The organism is Bacillus sp. WC2503 (assembly GCF_052682895.1).
Genome location: NZ_JBQYMD010000001.1, coordinates 2,923,517 through 2,939,605, shown reverse-complemented (window position 1 = coordinate 2,939,605; position 16,089 = coordinate 2,923,517). Strand labels below are relative to the sequence as shown.

Below are 16,089 nucleotides of genomic sequence, written 5' to 3'. Positions count from 1 at the left end.
TTAAGAGTTGTTTTTTTATTCATAAATTTTGATATAGGAAAGAAGAGGAATAGAAATGAAGAAAATTGCAGATTTATCTCATCACAATGGTTCAATAAATTGGGCGGCAGCTAGTAAAGAGCTTGAACTTGCTATTATACGTGTACAGTATGGATCAAGGACAATTGATACACGTTATAAAGAGTATGTACAAGGTTGTAAAGACTATGGTGTCCCATTTGCACACTATGCTTATGGATGTTATGTAAGTGTTCAGGATGCTATTGTAGAAGCGAATGATTTTATGGCGCGCGCTGACAAAGAAGCGAAATTTTTAGTATTAGATGTGGAAGATGATACATTAGCAAGTTGTGGAGCAGTTAACTTAGCGAAAGCTTCACAGGCATTTATTGATACATGCCGTGCAGCTGGCTGGAAAATAGGTCTATATGTATCACATCACATGTATACAAGCTATGGACTAAATACTGTGAATGCGGATTTCCTTTGGATTCCACGTTATGGAAATAAACCAGCCTATAACTGTGATTTATGGCAGTATACGGAAAGTGGTAGTCTTGCGGGCGTATCTGGTAATGTAGATTTAAATTACTTAAACGGAGAAAAATCTCTTGAATGGTTTACAGGTAAAGGTGGCGTTGTTGGTACACCGCAACCAGAAGGGATTGGGTTCGCAAAGTCAATATACTGGGAAGGTTATGGTATTAACTATCATGATAGACCACATGGCAACTATCAGGGGAACTTTACAACAGCAGCAGAAGTATTGTACTGGAATGCGTACTGGGGAGAAGATAATGATGTGTGGTTAGATTTAGGTAGAAGCCGTTGGGTAAAAGCGGAGCATTATTATTGGAGACCTTTCAAAGCAATATCAAAATACCCAGAAGGATATGGAGTAAACTTTTATGATGGAATTAACGGCTCATACAAAGGACGTATTACTTCAAAAGAACCCCTTACAGTATTCTTCCGTAAAGAAGGCTGGATTGATATTGGTGGGAACCGTTGGACACCTGAGGAACACTTTGACATTGTAGATATTCGATAAAAATTCCAGTAGTAACTGTTTTTGTATTTTATAAAGTTATGACATAAAAGATAGCTTTAGCAAGAATTATAAGACAGAGATAGCTATAAGGACATATTGGTGTTAAAAGATGATAAAAGATTAGAGTCACTCGAATGAGTAATTATTTAGATTAGAAAAGGAGTGAGAATAATAGAAGAGCAGATCTTAAATTCAATGATTCAACAAGGAGCATTCGCAGCGTTATTTGTGTGGATGCTTATTACTACACAAAAAAAGAATGAACAGCGCGAAGAACAATATCAAAAAGTTATTGAAAAAAACCAACAAGTCATTGAAGAACAAGCAAAAGCGTTTAGTTCGTTGGCGAAGGATTTATCAGATGTTAAACAAAAAATTTTGGGACATGGTGATATGAAATAAAGCATCATGTTAAACTATTTATTCCGCAAGCAAGTTCACTAATGAGAACGTAATCGAAATACATCTCTATACTAAGAAAAAAAGCCCTGATACTACGATATCAGGGCTTTTTCGTCATTTATCTACAATGAATTGCAGTGAATATTGTCGTAATTTATGAGGTGTAATTAAGAAGTCATTTAACAAGAATAATTTATGTTGACTCGTTCTGTATAAAGAACTAAAATGGCATTAATTAGAAATGTTTGTATATTTAAAAAATAAAACATATTACTTTTATTTCTGTTTTTTATGGGAATGTCAACTGGAATCTCATTGGTATTAAATGAGGGGGAGAAGTAATGAATAAGGAAATAAATTTAAAAAATCTATTTACTGTTATATGGAAAAGGGTATGGATACTACTGTTGTTTACGACTCTCACAACCGTAGGAGGAGCGATGTATAGTATGTATATGAAAACACCTTTGTATGCCTCCTCAGCAAGGGTTATTGTTCAAGCTAATGCTGAAACGATGAATACATTAAAAGCGATGGTAAATGAGCCTGTAATATTAGAAAAAGTAGCGGCTGAATTAAATATTAACAGATCTGCAGGTGCATTAAGTGGACAAATAAGTATAGAAAGTGTACAAGGCTCTCAGATTATGAGAATAAATGTAGTGGATATTGATCCTGTACTTGCACATAAAATTGCAAATACGACAGCGGCTGTTTATAAGAAAGAAGTAGCAAATATACTAAATTTTAATAATGTGAGTATATTACCAGAAGACCCAGTTCAAAAACATTCGATGCCTATAAATATAAATCACCTTAAGACGATACTAATTGCGTTCTCTGTAGGTATGGTGCTCAGTATCGGTTTTATTTTTTTATTGGATTCATTTGATGATAGAATCAAATCGGAACGACGAATTGAGCAATTGTTAGATGTCCCTGTTTTGGGCGGGATTTCTAAAATGAATAGGAAAAATACGGAAGACAAATTCAGTAAAAAAAATACAGTGGTACTGGGGGATGGAACGGAGTGGCCTACAAAAATAGACGAAAAACAAATAAAGTTAAAGGAGAAAGTATAATTGCTTATACAGCTCCAAGATCGAAAATTTCGGAGCAGTATCGTTCGCTTCGAACAAACCTTCAATTATCTTCGTCTATTCATAAAAGCAGAACTATAGTTATTACTTCTCCAAGGTATGGTGAAGGAAAATCAACGATTACAGTTAATTTAGCAGTCTCAATAGCACAAAAAGGTGAAAAAGTATTGATAGTAGATGCAAATTTACGAAAACCCACGATTCAGGAAATGTTTGGAGTAGAAAATACAGTTGGATTAACTGATATATTGAACGGAAAAACAAATTTAGAAGGCGCTGTAAAAAAAACAGAGATGGAACGTCTTGATATATTAACTAGCGGTCCAGTACCATTCAATCCATCTGAAGTACTTGGTTCAGGTGAGATGGATATGTTAATTCAAAAGGCAATGGAACGGTATGACATCATATTATTTGATTCTTCCCCTGTATTAGAAGTAACAGATACGAGTGTATTAGTTGATAAGTGTGAAGGAGTACTTTTGGTGATCCGATATAATCGTACTGTGAGCGAAGATGCGCTTGAAACGAAAAGAGCGCTAAGTTTTACGAAAAGCAGAATATTGGGTGCAATTTTGAATGGGAAAGTATAAAGGGGATTAGAATAATAAATTTAACCTTCTTACATAAAAATGTTCGTTATAAAGAAAGAATAATAGAATTGTGATGTGGTGATGTCTCCTGACCGCTATCAATGGAGGCACTCGATTATGCTGTGGGTTGTGAAAGCAACCTTAGATGCGAGTCATCAAAAGTGTAATGTGAGGGAGGGTTAGATGCCCATATTTTATTAAAGTTTCTAGCTATGTACTTTTAATAAAGAGTATATAGTTAGAAACTTTAACTTTGAAAGAGTTCAGTAAGGAATTGATTAAAGGAGGAAGTTATATGACGTATCGCCGGAGGATATCGTTATTGCTTTTAATGGATTCACTGATTGTATTAAGTGCAGTTTTTTTTAGTTATTTTTTTGTAAATGCTAGCTTTAGTGTTATCACTTTATCATCAGTTATTAGCTCTATCACTCTATTAGTTAGTCATCATTTATTTGCTTTTGTTTATAAATTGTATAAAAAAGCTTTGGAATATGCAAGTATAGGAGAGTTGCTAATTATATGCAAGGTCGTTACATTTTCAATACTTACTACAGCGGTTGTACAGCAAATCATTATGCAAAAAATGTATTTTCGATTGTTAGTTGTAACTTGGATGATTCATATTTTATTAATTGGTGGTTCCCGCTTTATTTGGAGAATGTACAGAGATATTTATTATGTAAAGAAGGGTGATAAAAAAAGAACGTTAATTGTTGGTGCTGGATCAGCTGGGACGATGGTTGCAAGGCAGTTGTTGAAGAATAATACTGCTGAATTAATGCCAGTCGCGTTTATTGATGATAATGTCAAAAAGCATAATCTTGATATTTGGGGGATTCCAGTAATAGGTGGTATGAATCAAATTGATTATGTTATTAAAAAACTGAATATTGAGATAGTTATCTTGGCAATTCCTTCGTTAAACAAGAGAGAGAGAAATGTTATTTTAAAAGATTGTTTAAAAACAAAAGTAAAAACTCAAATCCTTCCCATGTTAGAAGACTTAGTAACAGGTAAGGTTTCAGTAAATGAATTTAGAGATGTTCAAGTAGAAGATTTATTAGGGCGAGATCCTGTAGAGTTAGATGTGGAAATTATTTCAGATTATATAACGGATAAAGTCATTTTAGTTACTGGTGCAGGTGGATCAATTGGTTCGGAAATTTGTAGACAAGTTGCGAAATTTAAACCGAAAAAATTGATTTTATTAGGGCATGGAGAAAACAGTATTTATTCCATAGAAATGGAATTAAATGAAAAATATAACGATATGAGAGGCGTGTTTATTCCAGAAATCGCGGATATACAAGATGAAAAGAAGATGCATTTAATAATGAATAAACATCTTCCAAATGTTGTATATCATGCAGCCGCACATAAACATGTACCATTAATGGAGAACAATCCTGAAGAGGCTGTTAAAAATAATTTGATTGGAACTATGAATATAGCAGAGGCAGCGAGAACACATGGAGTAGGAACGTTTGTTATGATTTCTTCCGATAAAGCGGTGAACCCGACGAGTGTTATGGGTGCAACAAAGAAATTAGCTGAGATGGTCATTCAGCACAAAGATAAAATAAGTCATACAAAGTTTGTTACAGTACGTTTTGGAAATGTATTAGGTAGCCGCGGAAGCGTCATACCTTTATTTAAGAAACAAATTCAAAATGGTGGACCAATTACAGTTACTCATCCTGATATGGTTCGTTATTTTATGACAATTCCGGAGGCATCAAGACTCGTAGTGCAAGCTGGGGCGCTAGCTAAAGGAGGAGAAATTTTTGTGCTGGATATGGGAGAACCAGTAAAAATAGTTGATCTTGCTAAAAATCTCATTCGATTATCAGGAAACTCTTTGGATGAAATAGGAATAGAATTTACCGGTATACGCCCAGGAGAGAAGCTTTTTGAAGAATTACTAAAAGAAGATGAAATGAATGAGAAGCAAGTTCACCCGAGAATTTATGTAGGGCAAGAAATGAATGTTCGTATAGAAGAAATAGAAAAGTTAATTTTGGAATATACAGAGTTAGATGAGATGGAATTAAGAAAGCGATTGTTAAATTTAGTGAATCAGCGAAAAACTTTAAAACTATTAATACCAGTATCAGGTTAATAGCAAAAAATTATTATAAGACGGGTGCGTGGGATGGTGTCTAAAAAAATTCTGTTTTGTGCAACTGTGGATTATCATTTTAAAGCTTTTCATTTACCGTATTTGAAATGGTTTGCAGACCAAGGATGGGAAGTGCATGTTGCAGCGAATGGGAATATACATCTTCCGTACGTAACTCAAAAATATAATATTCCTCTTCAAAGATCACCGATTAGCGTACAAAACTTTCATGCATATAAAAAACTTACATCAATTATTCATCAAAATAAATATAATATCATTCATTGTCATACGCCTATGGGAGGAGCAATTGCTCGTCTAGCTGCTAGAAAAGTGCGGAGAGAAGGCACAAAGGTTATATATACAGCGCATGGATTTCATTTTTGTAAAGGATCATCATTCATAAATTGGCTCTTATACTATCCAATCGAAAGAATTTTAGCTACTACTACGGATTGTCTTCTAACAATTAATCAAGAAGATTACAGTTTAGCAGTAAAGCATCGATTTCAGGCGGGAAGTATTAAACTCGTTCATGGTGTAGGAGTAGATATAGAACGATATATTCCTGTTAATGAAAGTGAAAAGGAGCAATTAAGACATAAAAATGGTTATAATTCTGAAGATTTTTTAATGTTTTATGCAGCTGAATTTAATAAGAACAAAAATCAAAGCTTCTTAATTCAATCATTGGCACAATTAAAAAATGAAATTCCGCATGCGAAGCTACTACTTGCTGGTGAAGGGCCTTTAATGAAGGAGTGCAAAAATATAGCGGCTCAACTAGGTGTGAGTAGTATGGTGCATTTTCTTGGTTATAGAAATGATATAGCCCCTTTGCTGCAGATGTGTGACCTAGCTGTTGCATCGAGTTACCGGGAAGGTTTACCAGTTAATATTATGGAAGCTATGGCTTGTGGACTTCCAGTTATCGCCACTGACAATCGGGGACATAGGGAGTTAATTATTCATAATAAAAATGGTTGGATTATAGATCGTGATGATATAAAGACGATGTCTGAAAGAATAAATTCTATTTCTAAAAGTATTAAATTACAAGCTCAGTTTGGACGGTGTGGGCGTACTATTATTACAAGTAAATATTCAGTTAACGAAGTGTTAAAAGAGAAAAAAGAAATTTATACAACATATATGGATGAAATGGAGGATTTAAATTGGGCACTCCATTGAGAGTACTACATGTAGTCGTAAATATGAATAGAGGCGGAGCCGAAACTTTAATTATGAATTTGTATCGTAATATAGACCGCTCAAAAGTACAATTTGATTTTTTAACTTGTAAAGAAGGAGTGTTTGATGAAGAAATAGTAAAGTTAGGCGGGGAAATTCATAGAATTCCATATGTTACAGATGTTGGTCATAGGGGCTATATAAAGGCGCTAGATAATTTCTTTAGTACCCATACGCAATATAAAATCGTTCATTCACATATAGATAAAATGAGCGGATTTGTACTTCGTTCAGCTAAAAAAGCAAGGGTGCCAGTTAGGATTGCGCATAGTCATAATACTAGTAGTGAGGGTGGTATTGCTGCAAAAATCTATAAATGGTATGCGGGAAAATCAATAGCCATATGTGCAACACATTTGTTAGCATGTTCAAATGCTGCTGCCAGATGGCTATTTGCGGATAAAGCCGATGTAGCTAGAATCTTAAAAAATGGAATTGATTGTGATAGATTTTTGTTCTGTCCAGACATACGAAAACAAGTAAGAGAAGAATTACAAATTGAGAAAGATACTCTTGTTGTAGGTCATGTTGGAAGATTTGCTCATCAAAAAAATCATGCTTACCTTATAGAATTATTCGCGCAGTTAACTCGATTTAAGCCGGATTCAATTCTTTTATTAGCTGGCGAAGGGCCGCTTCGCGTGGGAATTGAAAATAAAGTAAGGGAATTGAATATGGAGAAGCATATACGGTTTCTCGGGATACGAGACGATATAGAAAGGATACTTCAAGCATTTGATGTATTTGTTTTTCCATCCATACATGAGGGATTGCCACTCACTCTCATAGAGGCGCAAGGAGTTGGTTTACCTTGTATTATATCTGATACTATTACGAAAGAGGTGGACTTGGGAATGAATTTAGTTGAACATGTTTCTCTAACAGATAAATTTGCTTGGATAGAAAAAATGAAAAATATAGAAACTAGTAATTTTTCGAGGAAAACACCAACTCAAGTAGTATTCGCAAAAGGATACGATATAAAACATACGGCTGAATTAACTCAAGACTATTATTCTGTACTTTCGAGGTGAGTAATTTGAAGAATTTAACGATTTTCACCCCTACTTATAATAGAGCATATTGTCTTGCAAATTGTTATGAGAGTTTAAAACATCAAACATGTAAGGATTTTGTATGGTTAATAATAGATGATGGATCTAGTGATAACACAAAAGAATTGGTGGATAGCTGGATTGCTGAAAAACATATCAAAATTAAGTATCATTGGCAACAAAATCAAGGGATGCATGGTGCTCATAATACAGCATATGAAATGATTGATACGGAGTTAAATGTTTGTATTGATTCTGATGATTATATGCCCGATGAAGCGGTAGAAAAAATCCTTTCTTTTTGGAGTAGCTATGGAAATGAAGAAGTTAGCGGGATAATTGGATTGGATTTGTATACAAATGGACAAATAATTGGCTCAAAGTTACCAGAGAACCTTAAACACTCCACGCTTTTTGATCTTTACAATAAACATGGTGTCACAGGTGATAAAAAATTGGTCTATCGCACAGAATTGACTAAGAAATATCCATACCCAATTTTTAAAAATGAAAAATATGTAGGGTTAGCATACAAATATTACATGTTAGATCAACAGTATGAGATGTTACTAATGAACGAAGCGCTTTGTTATGTGGAATACATGGCTGATGGATCATCAATGAATATGCTAAACCAATATCGTAGAAACCCAAAAGGTTTTGCTTTTTATCGCAAGGAACTTATGAAATTACCATTTACTAATCGACTATTTAAGTATAGGCAAGCTATACATTATGTATCTAGTAGTTTCATATCGAGAAATAGAAAGTTTATACAAGAATCGCCATGTAAAGGACTGACACTTTGTGCACTGCCATTTGGGGCTATCCTTTATAGTTATATTACAATGAAAACAAAAATGAAAGTAAACATGTAGAGACTTATTTAGTAATTAAATGAGAGGACAGAATAATGACCATACTTTGGATGAATCTTGCTATAGTATTCATGCTCGCATTTTTTGCAAGGTATTTTGCTATACCAGTGACTAATAGTCTTACATTGATAAAGCCCAATAGGCTGTTGATTATAATGGCGGCTTTATCTCTTGTGTTGGTGGCGGGGCTTCGAAATAATATTGGGGATACTTATTTTTATATGCATGCATATAAAATAACGGAGTTTAATTGGGAATATGTTCAAACTAATAAAGACATGGGCTTTAATATTTTTCAAATGGTTTTGAAAAAATATACGGATAATCCTCAAGTAATGGTTTTTACTACAGCATTGATAACAAATGTACTCATTGTAGCAACACTATATAAATATTCAAGACTAATTGAATTGAGTTTATATGTTTATATTACGTCGGGTATGTATTTAACATCAATGAATGGGATTAGGCAATATTTAGCCGCTGCAATTATTTTTGCTGCTACAAAATATATTTTCGAAGGAAAATGGAAAAAATATACATTAATTGTATTATGTGCATCAACATTTCATGCAAGTGCATTAGTTTTAATGCCAATATACTTTTTTGTAAGAAAAAAAGCCTGGTCAGGAACGACATATTTGCTCCTTTTTTTAGCGGTATGTGTAGTAATAGGTTTTAATCAGTTTTCGGAAATTTTATTTTCGGCTATTGGAAATACTCAATATGGTCAATATAAGGAATTTCATGAAGGTGGTGCCAATATACTTAGGGTTGCTGTGAATATAGTGCCAATTATACTGGCTTACCTTGGGAAAGATAAAATGAGGGCGTTATTCCCTGAAAGTGATTATATTGTAAATATGTCTATATTAGGTCTTGTTTTTATGATTATTTCAACACAGAATTGGATATTTGCTAGATTCTCCATATATTTTGGATTGTATCAGTTAATATTAATTTCTTGGGTTGTGAAGTCATTTACAGATAAAGATCAAAAGTTGATGTATTATGCAGTTCTAGTGTGCTATTTTATTTATTTTGTATATGAACATGTAATTACTTTGGGAATTATCTATAAGAGTAATCTACTTTGATAATAAAGTGCAAAATGCTAGGAGAGGATTGTTGAATGGGGATAGATTCTAAGCCTGAACCTATAAATAAAAAGAAGGTTTTACACATTGTCAGCGCTCTGAATCGCGGGGGAGCTGAAACATTATTAATGAATATATATAGGAAAATAGATAGGGAGCAGCTTCAGTTTGATTTTGTATCCCATCGAAATGAGAAAAATGATTACGAAGATGAAATAATGGCCTTAGGTGGGAGAATATATAAGGTACCTAGTTTAGGACAAATAGGACCTTTTGCCTATGTTAAAGAACTTGTGAAAATTATGTCGGATAATCAATATGAAGTTGTACATGCACATACGGATTATCAAGGTGGTTTCGTTGCTGTAGCGGCAAAAATAGCTGGTATAAAAAAGAGGATTTGTCATTCCCATAGTAATAATTGGCCACAAGACTCTGGAATAAAAGCAAGAGTTATCCTAAAGGTTTTGCAATCTATTATTAAATATGCTGGAACTAATTATTGTGCGTGTAGCGTTGAAGCAGCACGTTTTTTATTTGGTGAAAGGATGCTTCAAAGTCAGAGGATAGAACTGATTAAAAACGGTATAGATATTAATCAATTTACTGATATAGATGCTGGAAGTAGTGTCAGCGTAAGAAGGGAACTTAATATACCGAATACAGCAAAATTAATAGGACATATAGGAAGTTTTTCAGAGTCAAAGAATCATGTTTTTATCCTAAAAGTTTTAAAGCAAATTTTAAAAAGAGATTCAAATTTTGTTGCTATTCTAGTAGGAGATGGTCCGTTAAGGATTTCTATTGAATTAAAAGCAAAGCAATTAGGGATTTTTGAAAACATTAGATTTTTGGGCGTTAGGAAGGATATTCCACGACTCATGAAGAGCTTTGATGTTTTTATTTTTCCTTCTTTGTTTGAGGGGTTTGGTATTGTAACTTTAGAAGCGCAATCTGCAGGTGTACCATGTGTTGTAGCAGATACACTACCTAATAATACTGATATGGGGTTAGGGATAATGTCATTTGTTGACTTAGATGAAGAAATTGAAATATGGTGTAAAGAAATTTATAAAGCCTTGTTAAAAGAAAGACCAGACAGGGAATTCATAATTAACAATATATCGAAATTAGGCTTTGATATTAACGATAACATTTACGAGTGGCTATCGTTATATGGAATTGTGTGCAAGGAAGAAGTAGGGTAATCTAATTTGTTTTCATTTTATATGTCTGATGTATAAGGAAAATTGGTAAGCGTAACAGCAAAATACTAATATAAAATGAAGAAGAGAAATCAATAATAGATTTTGTGAGGTATCCTATTATGAAAAAGAAAAGAATATTAATTACATCTTTTGATATGGAAATTGGTGGAGTAGAAAGAAGTTTGATTGGTTTATTAAATACAATTGATTACAGTAAGTATGATATAGATTTAATGTTATTTAAACATGAAGGAGGATTTTTCTCTTTACTACCCAAAGAGCCGAATTTATTAGAAGAATTGCAACAATATACTACTTTTAGAAAATCAATTAAACAGATATTACAAGAAGGGCATTTCTCAATTGGAATTACTAGGATGATAGGAAAAGTTATGGGTGTTATGCATGGAAGGTTTGTAAATAGTAAAGAACCTGGATACTTTGTCATTCAATATGGATGGAGAATATCTCTTCCATTTCTTCCAAAATTGAGAGAAGAGTACGATGTTGCGATAAGTTTTTTATGGCCGCATTATTTTATAGGGGATAAAGTTCGAGCGAAAAGAAAAATTGGGTGGATTCATACTGATTATTCGAACATACAACTTAACAAAGAAATGGAATGTAAAATGTGGAGGGAAATGGATGATATCGTGGCGGTTTCTGAAAGTTGTAGAGATACATTCCTGAATAGTCTACCTTATATTAATAAAGAGGTGCAAGTGATAGAAAATATAATAGATTCTGAATTTGTTTGTGAACAATCCAATGAAGGAGATATTACTCAGGAAATATCAATAAATAGCGCGCGAATCAAGTTAATTACTGTTGCTAGACTTTCGCATGCTAAAGGAATTGATGACGCTATATATGCGCTTAGACAGTTATTAGATCAAGGGTATGATATCGAGTGGTACATAGTTGGATATGGGCCGCAAGAAGCGGAACTTAAATTGTTGATAGATAAACTAGGACTTCAAGATAAATTTGTTTTACTAGGTAAGAAGATTAATCCGTACCCGTACATAAAAGCATGTGATATTTATGTACAACCTTCTAGATACGAAGGGAAGGCAGTAACAGTTCGGGAAGCGCAAATTCTTAAGAAACCAGTATTAATAACTAATTTTTCAACTGCCAAAAGTCAGTTGGAGAACGGCGTAGATGGATATATTTGTCCAATGGGTATAAAGGGAATTGTCGAAGGAATAAAAAAAATGATTGATGATGTTGAATTCAGAAATGAAATTGTTAATAATGTAAGCCAAAAAAATTATGGTAATGAAATAGAAGTGGAAAAGATATATAGGTTAATTGAATTAGAATAGATTAAGCTATAAAACTAAAAAATCTTTTACTATTTATAAAAGATACTTGGGGGAATTATTTTTATGGATAATGTTTTAGTATTAGATACATCAGTAGGTTCTCTTAACAAGGGTGACGATATAATAATGAAGTGTGTAAAGCATCATCTTTCTGATATAACTAAAAATGCATATGTTTTAACATTACCTACTCATGTTTCACCTTTTCATTGGTACCAAGTAGCGAGAAAATCAAATAGGGTAAAGATTTATAGTGATGCGAAATATAAGTTTGTAGGTGGTTCGAATTTGCTAGCAATGGATATGTTTACTCATTTTCCACAGTGGAATATAAATATATTTAATTATGGTCCTTTAAAGGGGAGTATTCTGGTTGGAGTGGGTGCAGGCAAAGGGAATAAAATAAATCCCTATACAAAAATGTTATATAGAAAAGTTTTATCGCATGAATATATACATAGCGTTAGAGATGAAAGAACAAAAAAATTTTTAGAAGAAATGGGGTTTAAAGCTCTAAATACTGGTTGTGCAACTTTGTGGTCTTTTACGCCTGATTTTTGTAGGGGAATTCCGAGTGGAAAATCGGAATCGGTTGTTTTTACATTAACTCATCATTCTAAAGATCGTGAAAAAGATCAATTACTGATAGATATACTTAACAAAAGTTATGAAAATGTCTACTTTTGGATACAAGACGCTGATGATTTTGAATATTTAAAATCTTTAGAGGGTATACAAGGTATAAAAATTATATCTCCTACTATAGAGGCATATGAAAAAATCCTAAATACAGCCGTTGATTATATTGGAACACGTTTACATGGCGGTATATTTGCTATGCGTCATAAAAAACGTGCAATAATTATCTCTATAGATGAAAGAGCTAAGGGGATGGGGGAAACGTATAATTTAAATCTGATTGATAGAGAAGATTTAAATAATCTCGAAAAAATGATAAATGCAGAGTTTATCACGGATGTTCAAGTGAATTTTGATGTAGTAAATCAATGGTTAAAACAGTTCTCTAATTAACAAATGTATTGTGATAAAAATGGCGATTTATTAGGAGGCTCAAATGAATAGTATAATTCTCGATAAAATTGTCGTAAGAAATAATAGAGTTGATTATTATTTTAGTATTAAGGGGGATTTACAAAAGTATTTTAAGACAAGTAATCATATGTTTCTTGAATATAACTATGATGTATCTGACATCTCTTTAAGTATTTTGGCTATTCCGTTTGTTGCGAATGTAGTTCCTCTTGTATGGATTACTAATTCAACAATAGTAATAAATGAATTAGATAAATCTTTTTATATTTGTTTAAATAATATAAAAAATGCATATCAAAACATGTTTCCTGGTGTGAAATTTAAAGGATCCATGGTTGTAGGAGAAATTATTGATAATGTTTACATTCCGGAACTTGAAGCGGCATCTTTATTTAGTGGTGGATTGGATGCACTTACTACATTTATAAGAATAAAAGATAAACACCCCTTGCTAGTTACTGAATATGGATGGCATGAAAATGAAATAGAGGGTAGTAAAGTATGGGAGGCAGATAAAGAAAATGCCGTAAATTTTGTAAAGGATAATGGACTAGAAAATATTTTTATACAATCTAACTATGGGACCTTTATAATTGCAGGGAACATTGACCATGATTTTAGAGAAAAGTTAAACGATACATGGTGGCATGGATTGCATCATGGTCTAGCAATAATATCTGCAGCTATTCCAATAGCTTTTAAACTTAAGATAAAATGTATATATATTGCAAGTTCTAATTCCCCATTATATCAAGTTACTTGTGCATCTGATCCAACTGTGGATAATGAAATAAAATATGCATCTGGAACAGTCTTTCATGATGGATACGAACTTACTAGACAAGAAAAGATTAAAGTTGTTGTGGACCATTATTCAGCTAGTAAAGAACCTGTTAATATCAGGGTATGTTTTAAAAATGAAGAAAATTGTTGTAAATGTGAAAAATGTTTAAGAACAATTATGGGAATTATTGCTGAAGGGAGAGACCCTCGTGAATATGGTTTTAATATTCCAAGTAATCTTTATCAGTACGTTAAAACTTCTTTAAATAATGAGGTGAAGTTTTTTACTAATACATTCATTGAAATGTATTGGAATTTAATCCAAGTGCGAATGAAACAAAATTGTGATTGTATTACAGATAAAAATTTACTAAATTGGTTTCTAGATTATGATTTCAAGGCGCAACGAAGAAAAGCGTTATTAAAATACAGGATAACAAAGTTTTTCCCGATTTTAAAGAGGAAGATTAGTGCCAAATTTAGTAGAGTGGGTACGCAAAACAATTAAAATATAGAAGGTATTACGATGAGAATACAAAACTCCTTAAAAAATATTTTATTCGGTTTGTCTGGACAAATAATTAGTATTGGTATGGGATTTGTTGTTCGAACTGTTTTTATTTTTACACTCGGTATAGAATATTTAGGTGTGGATGGGCTTTTTACAAGTATACTATTGATGTTTTCCCTAGCTAATTTAGGATTTGATACAGCTATAATATATAGTTTATATAGGCCATTAGCTGAGAAGGATATTTATAAAATACAGGCATTAATGAATTTATATCAAAAAGCATACAGATTAATAGGAGTAGTAGTTTTATTAATAGGGTTATCTCTATTGCCATTTCTTGATCATTTAGTGAATGCAGATACTACGATTAAAGACATTAACATTATCTATCTTTTATTTTTAATAAGTTCAGTGTCATCATATTATTTTGTATATAAGCAATCTATTATTATTGCTGATCAAAGTAACTATATTATTTCTAAAATACACACTTTGTTCATGATTATATCTAATGCATTACAAATTGTTTTATTAATAATTATTAGTGATTACATTGTAGTACTGGTAGCTCAATTAACATTAAAAGTAATTGAGAATGTATATATTGCAAATAAGGCAAATAAATTATATCCATTTTTAAAAGAAAAAAATAATGCGAAATTATCTAAGACAGACAGACGTGAGTTTTTTGAGAATTTGTATTCCTTGTTGCTATATAAAATTAGTGGTGTAGTAATTAATGCAACAGATAATATAGTTATATCGAAATTTATTGGGGTTATTTGGGTTGGGGTTTATTCAAATTATTTGTTGATCTTAAATACATTAAATACCTTATTAGGCTATTTGTTTTATTCTATCACTGCTAGTGTTGGAAATTTGAATGTGAAAGAAAATGCAGAAAAAAAATATTTTATTTTTCGTGTAATTAACTTTTTAAATTTTTGGATATATGGATTTTGTACAGTTTGCCTTTGGAATTTGATAAATCCTTTTATAACAATCTGGTTAGGTGAGGAATATGTGTTTAATAAGTATGTATTATTTTTCATATTACTTAATTTTTTCACTTCAGGAATGCAAAATACAACTACAATGTTTAGAGAAACCACAGGTTTATTTAAAAAAGGGAAGTACAGACCTATTATAGCGGCAATTATAAATATTGTAGTTTCTATAATTCTTGCGAAACAAATAGGAATAGCAGGAGTGCTTTTAGGGACTGTTATTAGTAGATTATGTACTTACTTTTGGTATGACCCTTATATTATATTTAAAATGATTTTCAAAAAATCTGTAAAAGTATATTTTATTAGATATATTTTGTTTGTAGTGCTTGTATTATTTTCTATTATAGCAACGGATTTTATTGGTTATATTTTTCACATAAATATATTTATGGACATGGCAATACGTAGTATTTTGTGTCTGATTATTCCGAATCTGATCTTTTGGATGGTATTTAAAGAGGCGGAAGAGTATAGATATTTCCTTAATTTAACCCGGATATTAATAAAAAAAATAAAGCCGAAAATATTAACTCGGAAATTTCCGAATGATAATTATCCATAAATTATAATTTTATTTTTTCCATATCACAGTAAAAAATGCTTTATTTACGGAAGAGATTTTAGGTTGTTCTGAAAATAATAGT

14 protein-coding genes are annotated in these 16,089 nt (G+C 32.1%); all 14 read left to right on the top strand.

Annotation, left to right across the window (positions count from 1 at the left end; translation table 11 throughout):
• The first annotated feature begins 55 nt into the window (after positions 1–55).
• The 14 genes from ACUN26_RS14965 (at position 56) to ACUN26_RS14900 (ending at position 16,007) form a co-directional block, all read left to right on the top strand.
• Entirely contained in the window at positions 56–1,051 is a 996-nt protein-coding gene (locus tag ACUN26_RS14965; protein WP_000716771.1) for a GH25 family lysozyme, read from the top strand.
• Positions 1,052–1,222: 171 nt separating this feature from the next.
• The gene (locus ACUN26_RS14960) at positions 1,223–1,453 is read left to right on the top strand and encodes a BhlA/UviB family holin-like peptide (protein WP_073990767.1); all 231 of its coding nucleotides are present in this window, start codon (positions 1,223–1,225) and stop codon (positions 1,451–1,453) included.
• Positions 1,454–1,794: 341 nt separating this feature from the next.
• Entirely contained in the window at positions 1,795–2,535 is a 741-nt protein-coding gene (locus tag ACUN26_RS14955; RefSeq protein WP_001031073.1) for a YveK family protein, read from the top strand.
• Positions 2,484–3,146, top strand: coding sequence for a CpsD/CapB family tyrosine-protein kinase (locus ACUN26_RS14950; RefSeq protein WP_000323603.1), 663 nt, complete (start codon positions 2,484–2,486; stop codon positions 3,144–3,146). Before ACUN26_RS14955 ends, ACUN26_RS14950 begins: the two co-directional genes overlap by 52 nt.
• Before the next feature lie 295 nt (positions 3,147–3,441).
• Positions 3,442–5,268 carry a polysaccharide biosynthesis protein gene (locus tag ACUN26_RS14945; RefSeq protein ID WP_000222377.1) on the top strand — a complete coding sequence of 609 codons (1,827 nt, stop codon included), beginning with the start codon at positions 3,442–3,444 and terminating at the stop codon, positions 5,266–5,268.
• A 33-nt stretch (positions 5,269–5,301) separates the two neighbouring features.
• The gene (locus tag ACUN26_RS14940) at positions 5,302–6,459 is read left to right on the top strand and encodes a glycosyltransferase family 4 protein (RefSeq protein ID WP_000253762.1); all 1,158 of its coding nucleotides are present in this window, start codon (positions 5,302–5,304) and stop codon (positions 6,457–6,459) included.
• Positions 6,444–7,553: a glycosyltransferase family 1 protein gene (locus ACUN26_RS14935; protein ID WP_000537132.1), complete on the top strand. Its 1,110-nt coding sequence runs from the start codon at positions 6,444–6,446 to the stop codon at positions 7,551–7,553. The genes ACUN26_RS14940 and ACUN26_RS14935 overlap by 16 nt, the downstream gene beginning before the upstream one ends.
• Positions 7,554–7,558: 5 nt before the next feature.
• Positions 7,559–8,452 (top strand): glycosyltransferase family 2 protein, encoded by an 894-nt coding sequence (locus ACUN26_RS14930; protein ID WP_000793794.1) that lies wholly within the window; start codon positions 7,559–7,561, stop codon positions 8,450–8,452.
• A gap of 35 nt (positions 8,453–8,487) precedes the next feature.
• Entirely contained in the window at positions 8,488–9,549 is a 1,062-nt protein-coding gene (locus ACUN26_RS14925) for an EpsG family protein (protein WP_000154273.1), read from the top strand.
• 35 nt (positions 9,550–9,584) lie between these two features.
• On the top strand, positions 9,585–10,757 hold the full coding sequence (locus ACUN26_RS14920; RefSeq protein WP_000510527.1) for a glycosyltransferase family 1 protein: 1,173 nt from the start codon (positions 9,585–9,587) through the stop codon (positions 10,755–10,757).
• Positions 10,758–10,876: 119 nt separating this feature from the next.
• Entirely contained in the window at positions 10,877–12,085 is a 1,209-nt protein-coding gene (locus ACUN26_RS14915; RefSeq protein ID WP_000730211.1) for a glycosyltransferase, read from the top strand.
• Positions 12,086–12,148: 63 nt separating this feature from the next.
• Entirely contained in the window at positions 12,149–13,117 is a 969-nt protein-coding gene (locus ACUN26_RS14910) for a polysaccharide pyruvyl transferase family protein (protein WP_000370972.1), read from the top strand.
• Between the two features lie 43 nt (positions 13,118–13,160).
• Positions 13,161–14,429, top strand: coding sequence for a hypothetical protein (locus tag ACUN26_RS14905; protein WP_001084457.1), 1,269 nt, complete (start codon positions 13,161–13,163; stop codon positions 14,427–14,429).
• 18 nt (positions 14,430–14,447) lie between these two features.
• Complete coding sequence (locus ACUN26_RS14900) at positions 14,448–16,007, top strand: lipopolysaccharide biosynthesis protein (RefSeq protein WP_001222558.1); 1,560 nt, start codon at positions 14,448–14,450, stop codon at positions 16,005–16,007.
• The last annotated feature ends 82 nt before the right edge of the window (positions 16,008–16,089 follow it).

Excerpts from the sequence above, each read along its gene's own strand:
- ACUN26_RS14910 (WP_000370972.1), top strand. The coding sequence starts at position 12,149 with ATGGATAATGTTTTAGTATTAGATACATCAGTAGGTTCTCTTAACAAG.
- ACUN26_RS14905 (WP_001084457.1), top strand. The coding sequence starts at position 13,161 with ATGAATAGTATAATTCTCGATAAAATTGTCGTAAGAAATAATAGAGTT.
- ACUN26_RS14940 (WP_000253762.1), top strand. The coding sequence starts at position 5,302 with ATGGTGTCTAAAAAAATTCTGTTTTGTGCAACTGTGGATTATCATTTT.
- ACUN26_RS14965 (WP_000716771.1), top strand. The coding sequence starts at position 56 with ATGAAGAAAATTGCAGATTTATCTCATCACAATGGTTCAATAAATTGG.
- ACUN26_RS14920 (WP_000510527.1), top strand. The coding sequence starts at position 9,585 with ATGGGGATAGATTCTAAGCCTGAACCTATAAATAAAAAGAAGGTTTTA.
- ACUN26_RS14955 (WP_001031073.1), top strand. The coding sequence starts at position 1,795 with ATGAATAAGGAAATAAATTTAAAAAATCTATTTACTGTTATATGGAAA.
- ACUN26_RS14915 (WP_000730211.1), top strand. The coding sequence starts at position 10,877 with ATGAAAAAGAAAAGAATATTAATTACATCTTTTGATATGGAAATTGGT.
- ACUN26_RS14900 (WP_001222558.1), top strand. The coding sequence starts at position 14,448 with ATGAGAATACAAAACTCCTTAAAAAATATTTTATTCGGTTTGTCTGGA.
- ACUN26_RS14925 (WP_000154273.1), top strand. The coding sequence starts at position 8,488 with ATGACCATACTTTGGATGAATCTTGCTATAGTATTCATGCTCGCATTT.
- ACUN26_RS14945 (WP_000222377.1), top strand. The coding sequence starts at position 3,442 with ATGACGTATCGCCGGAGGATATCGTTATTGCTTTTAATGGATTCACTG.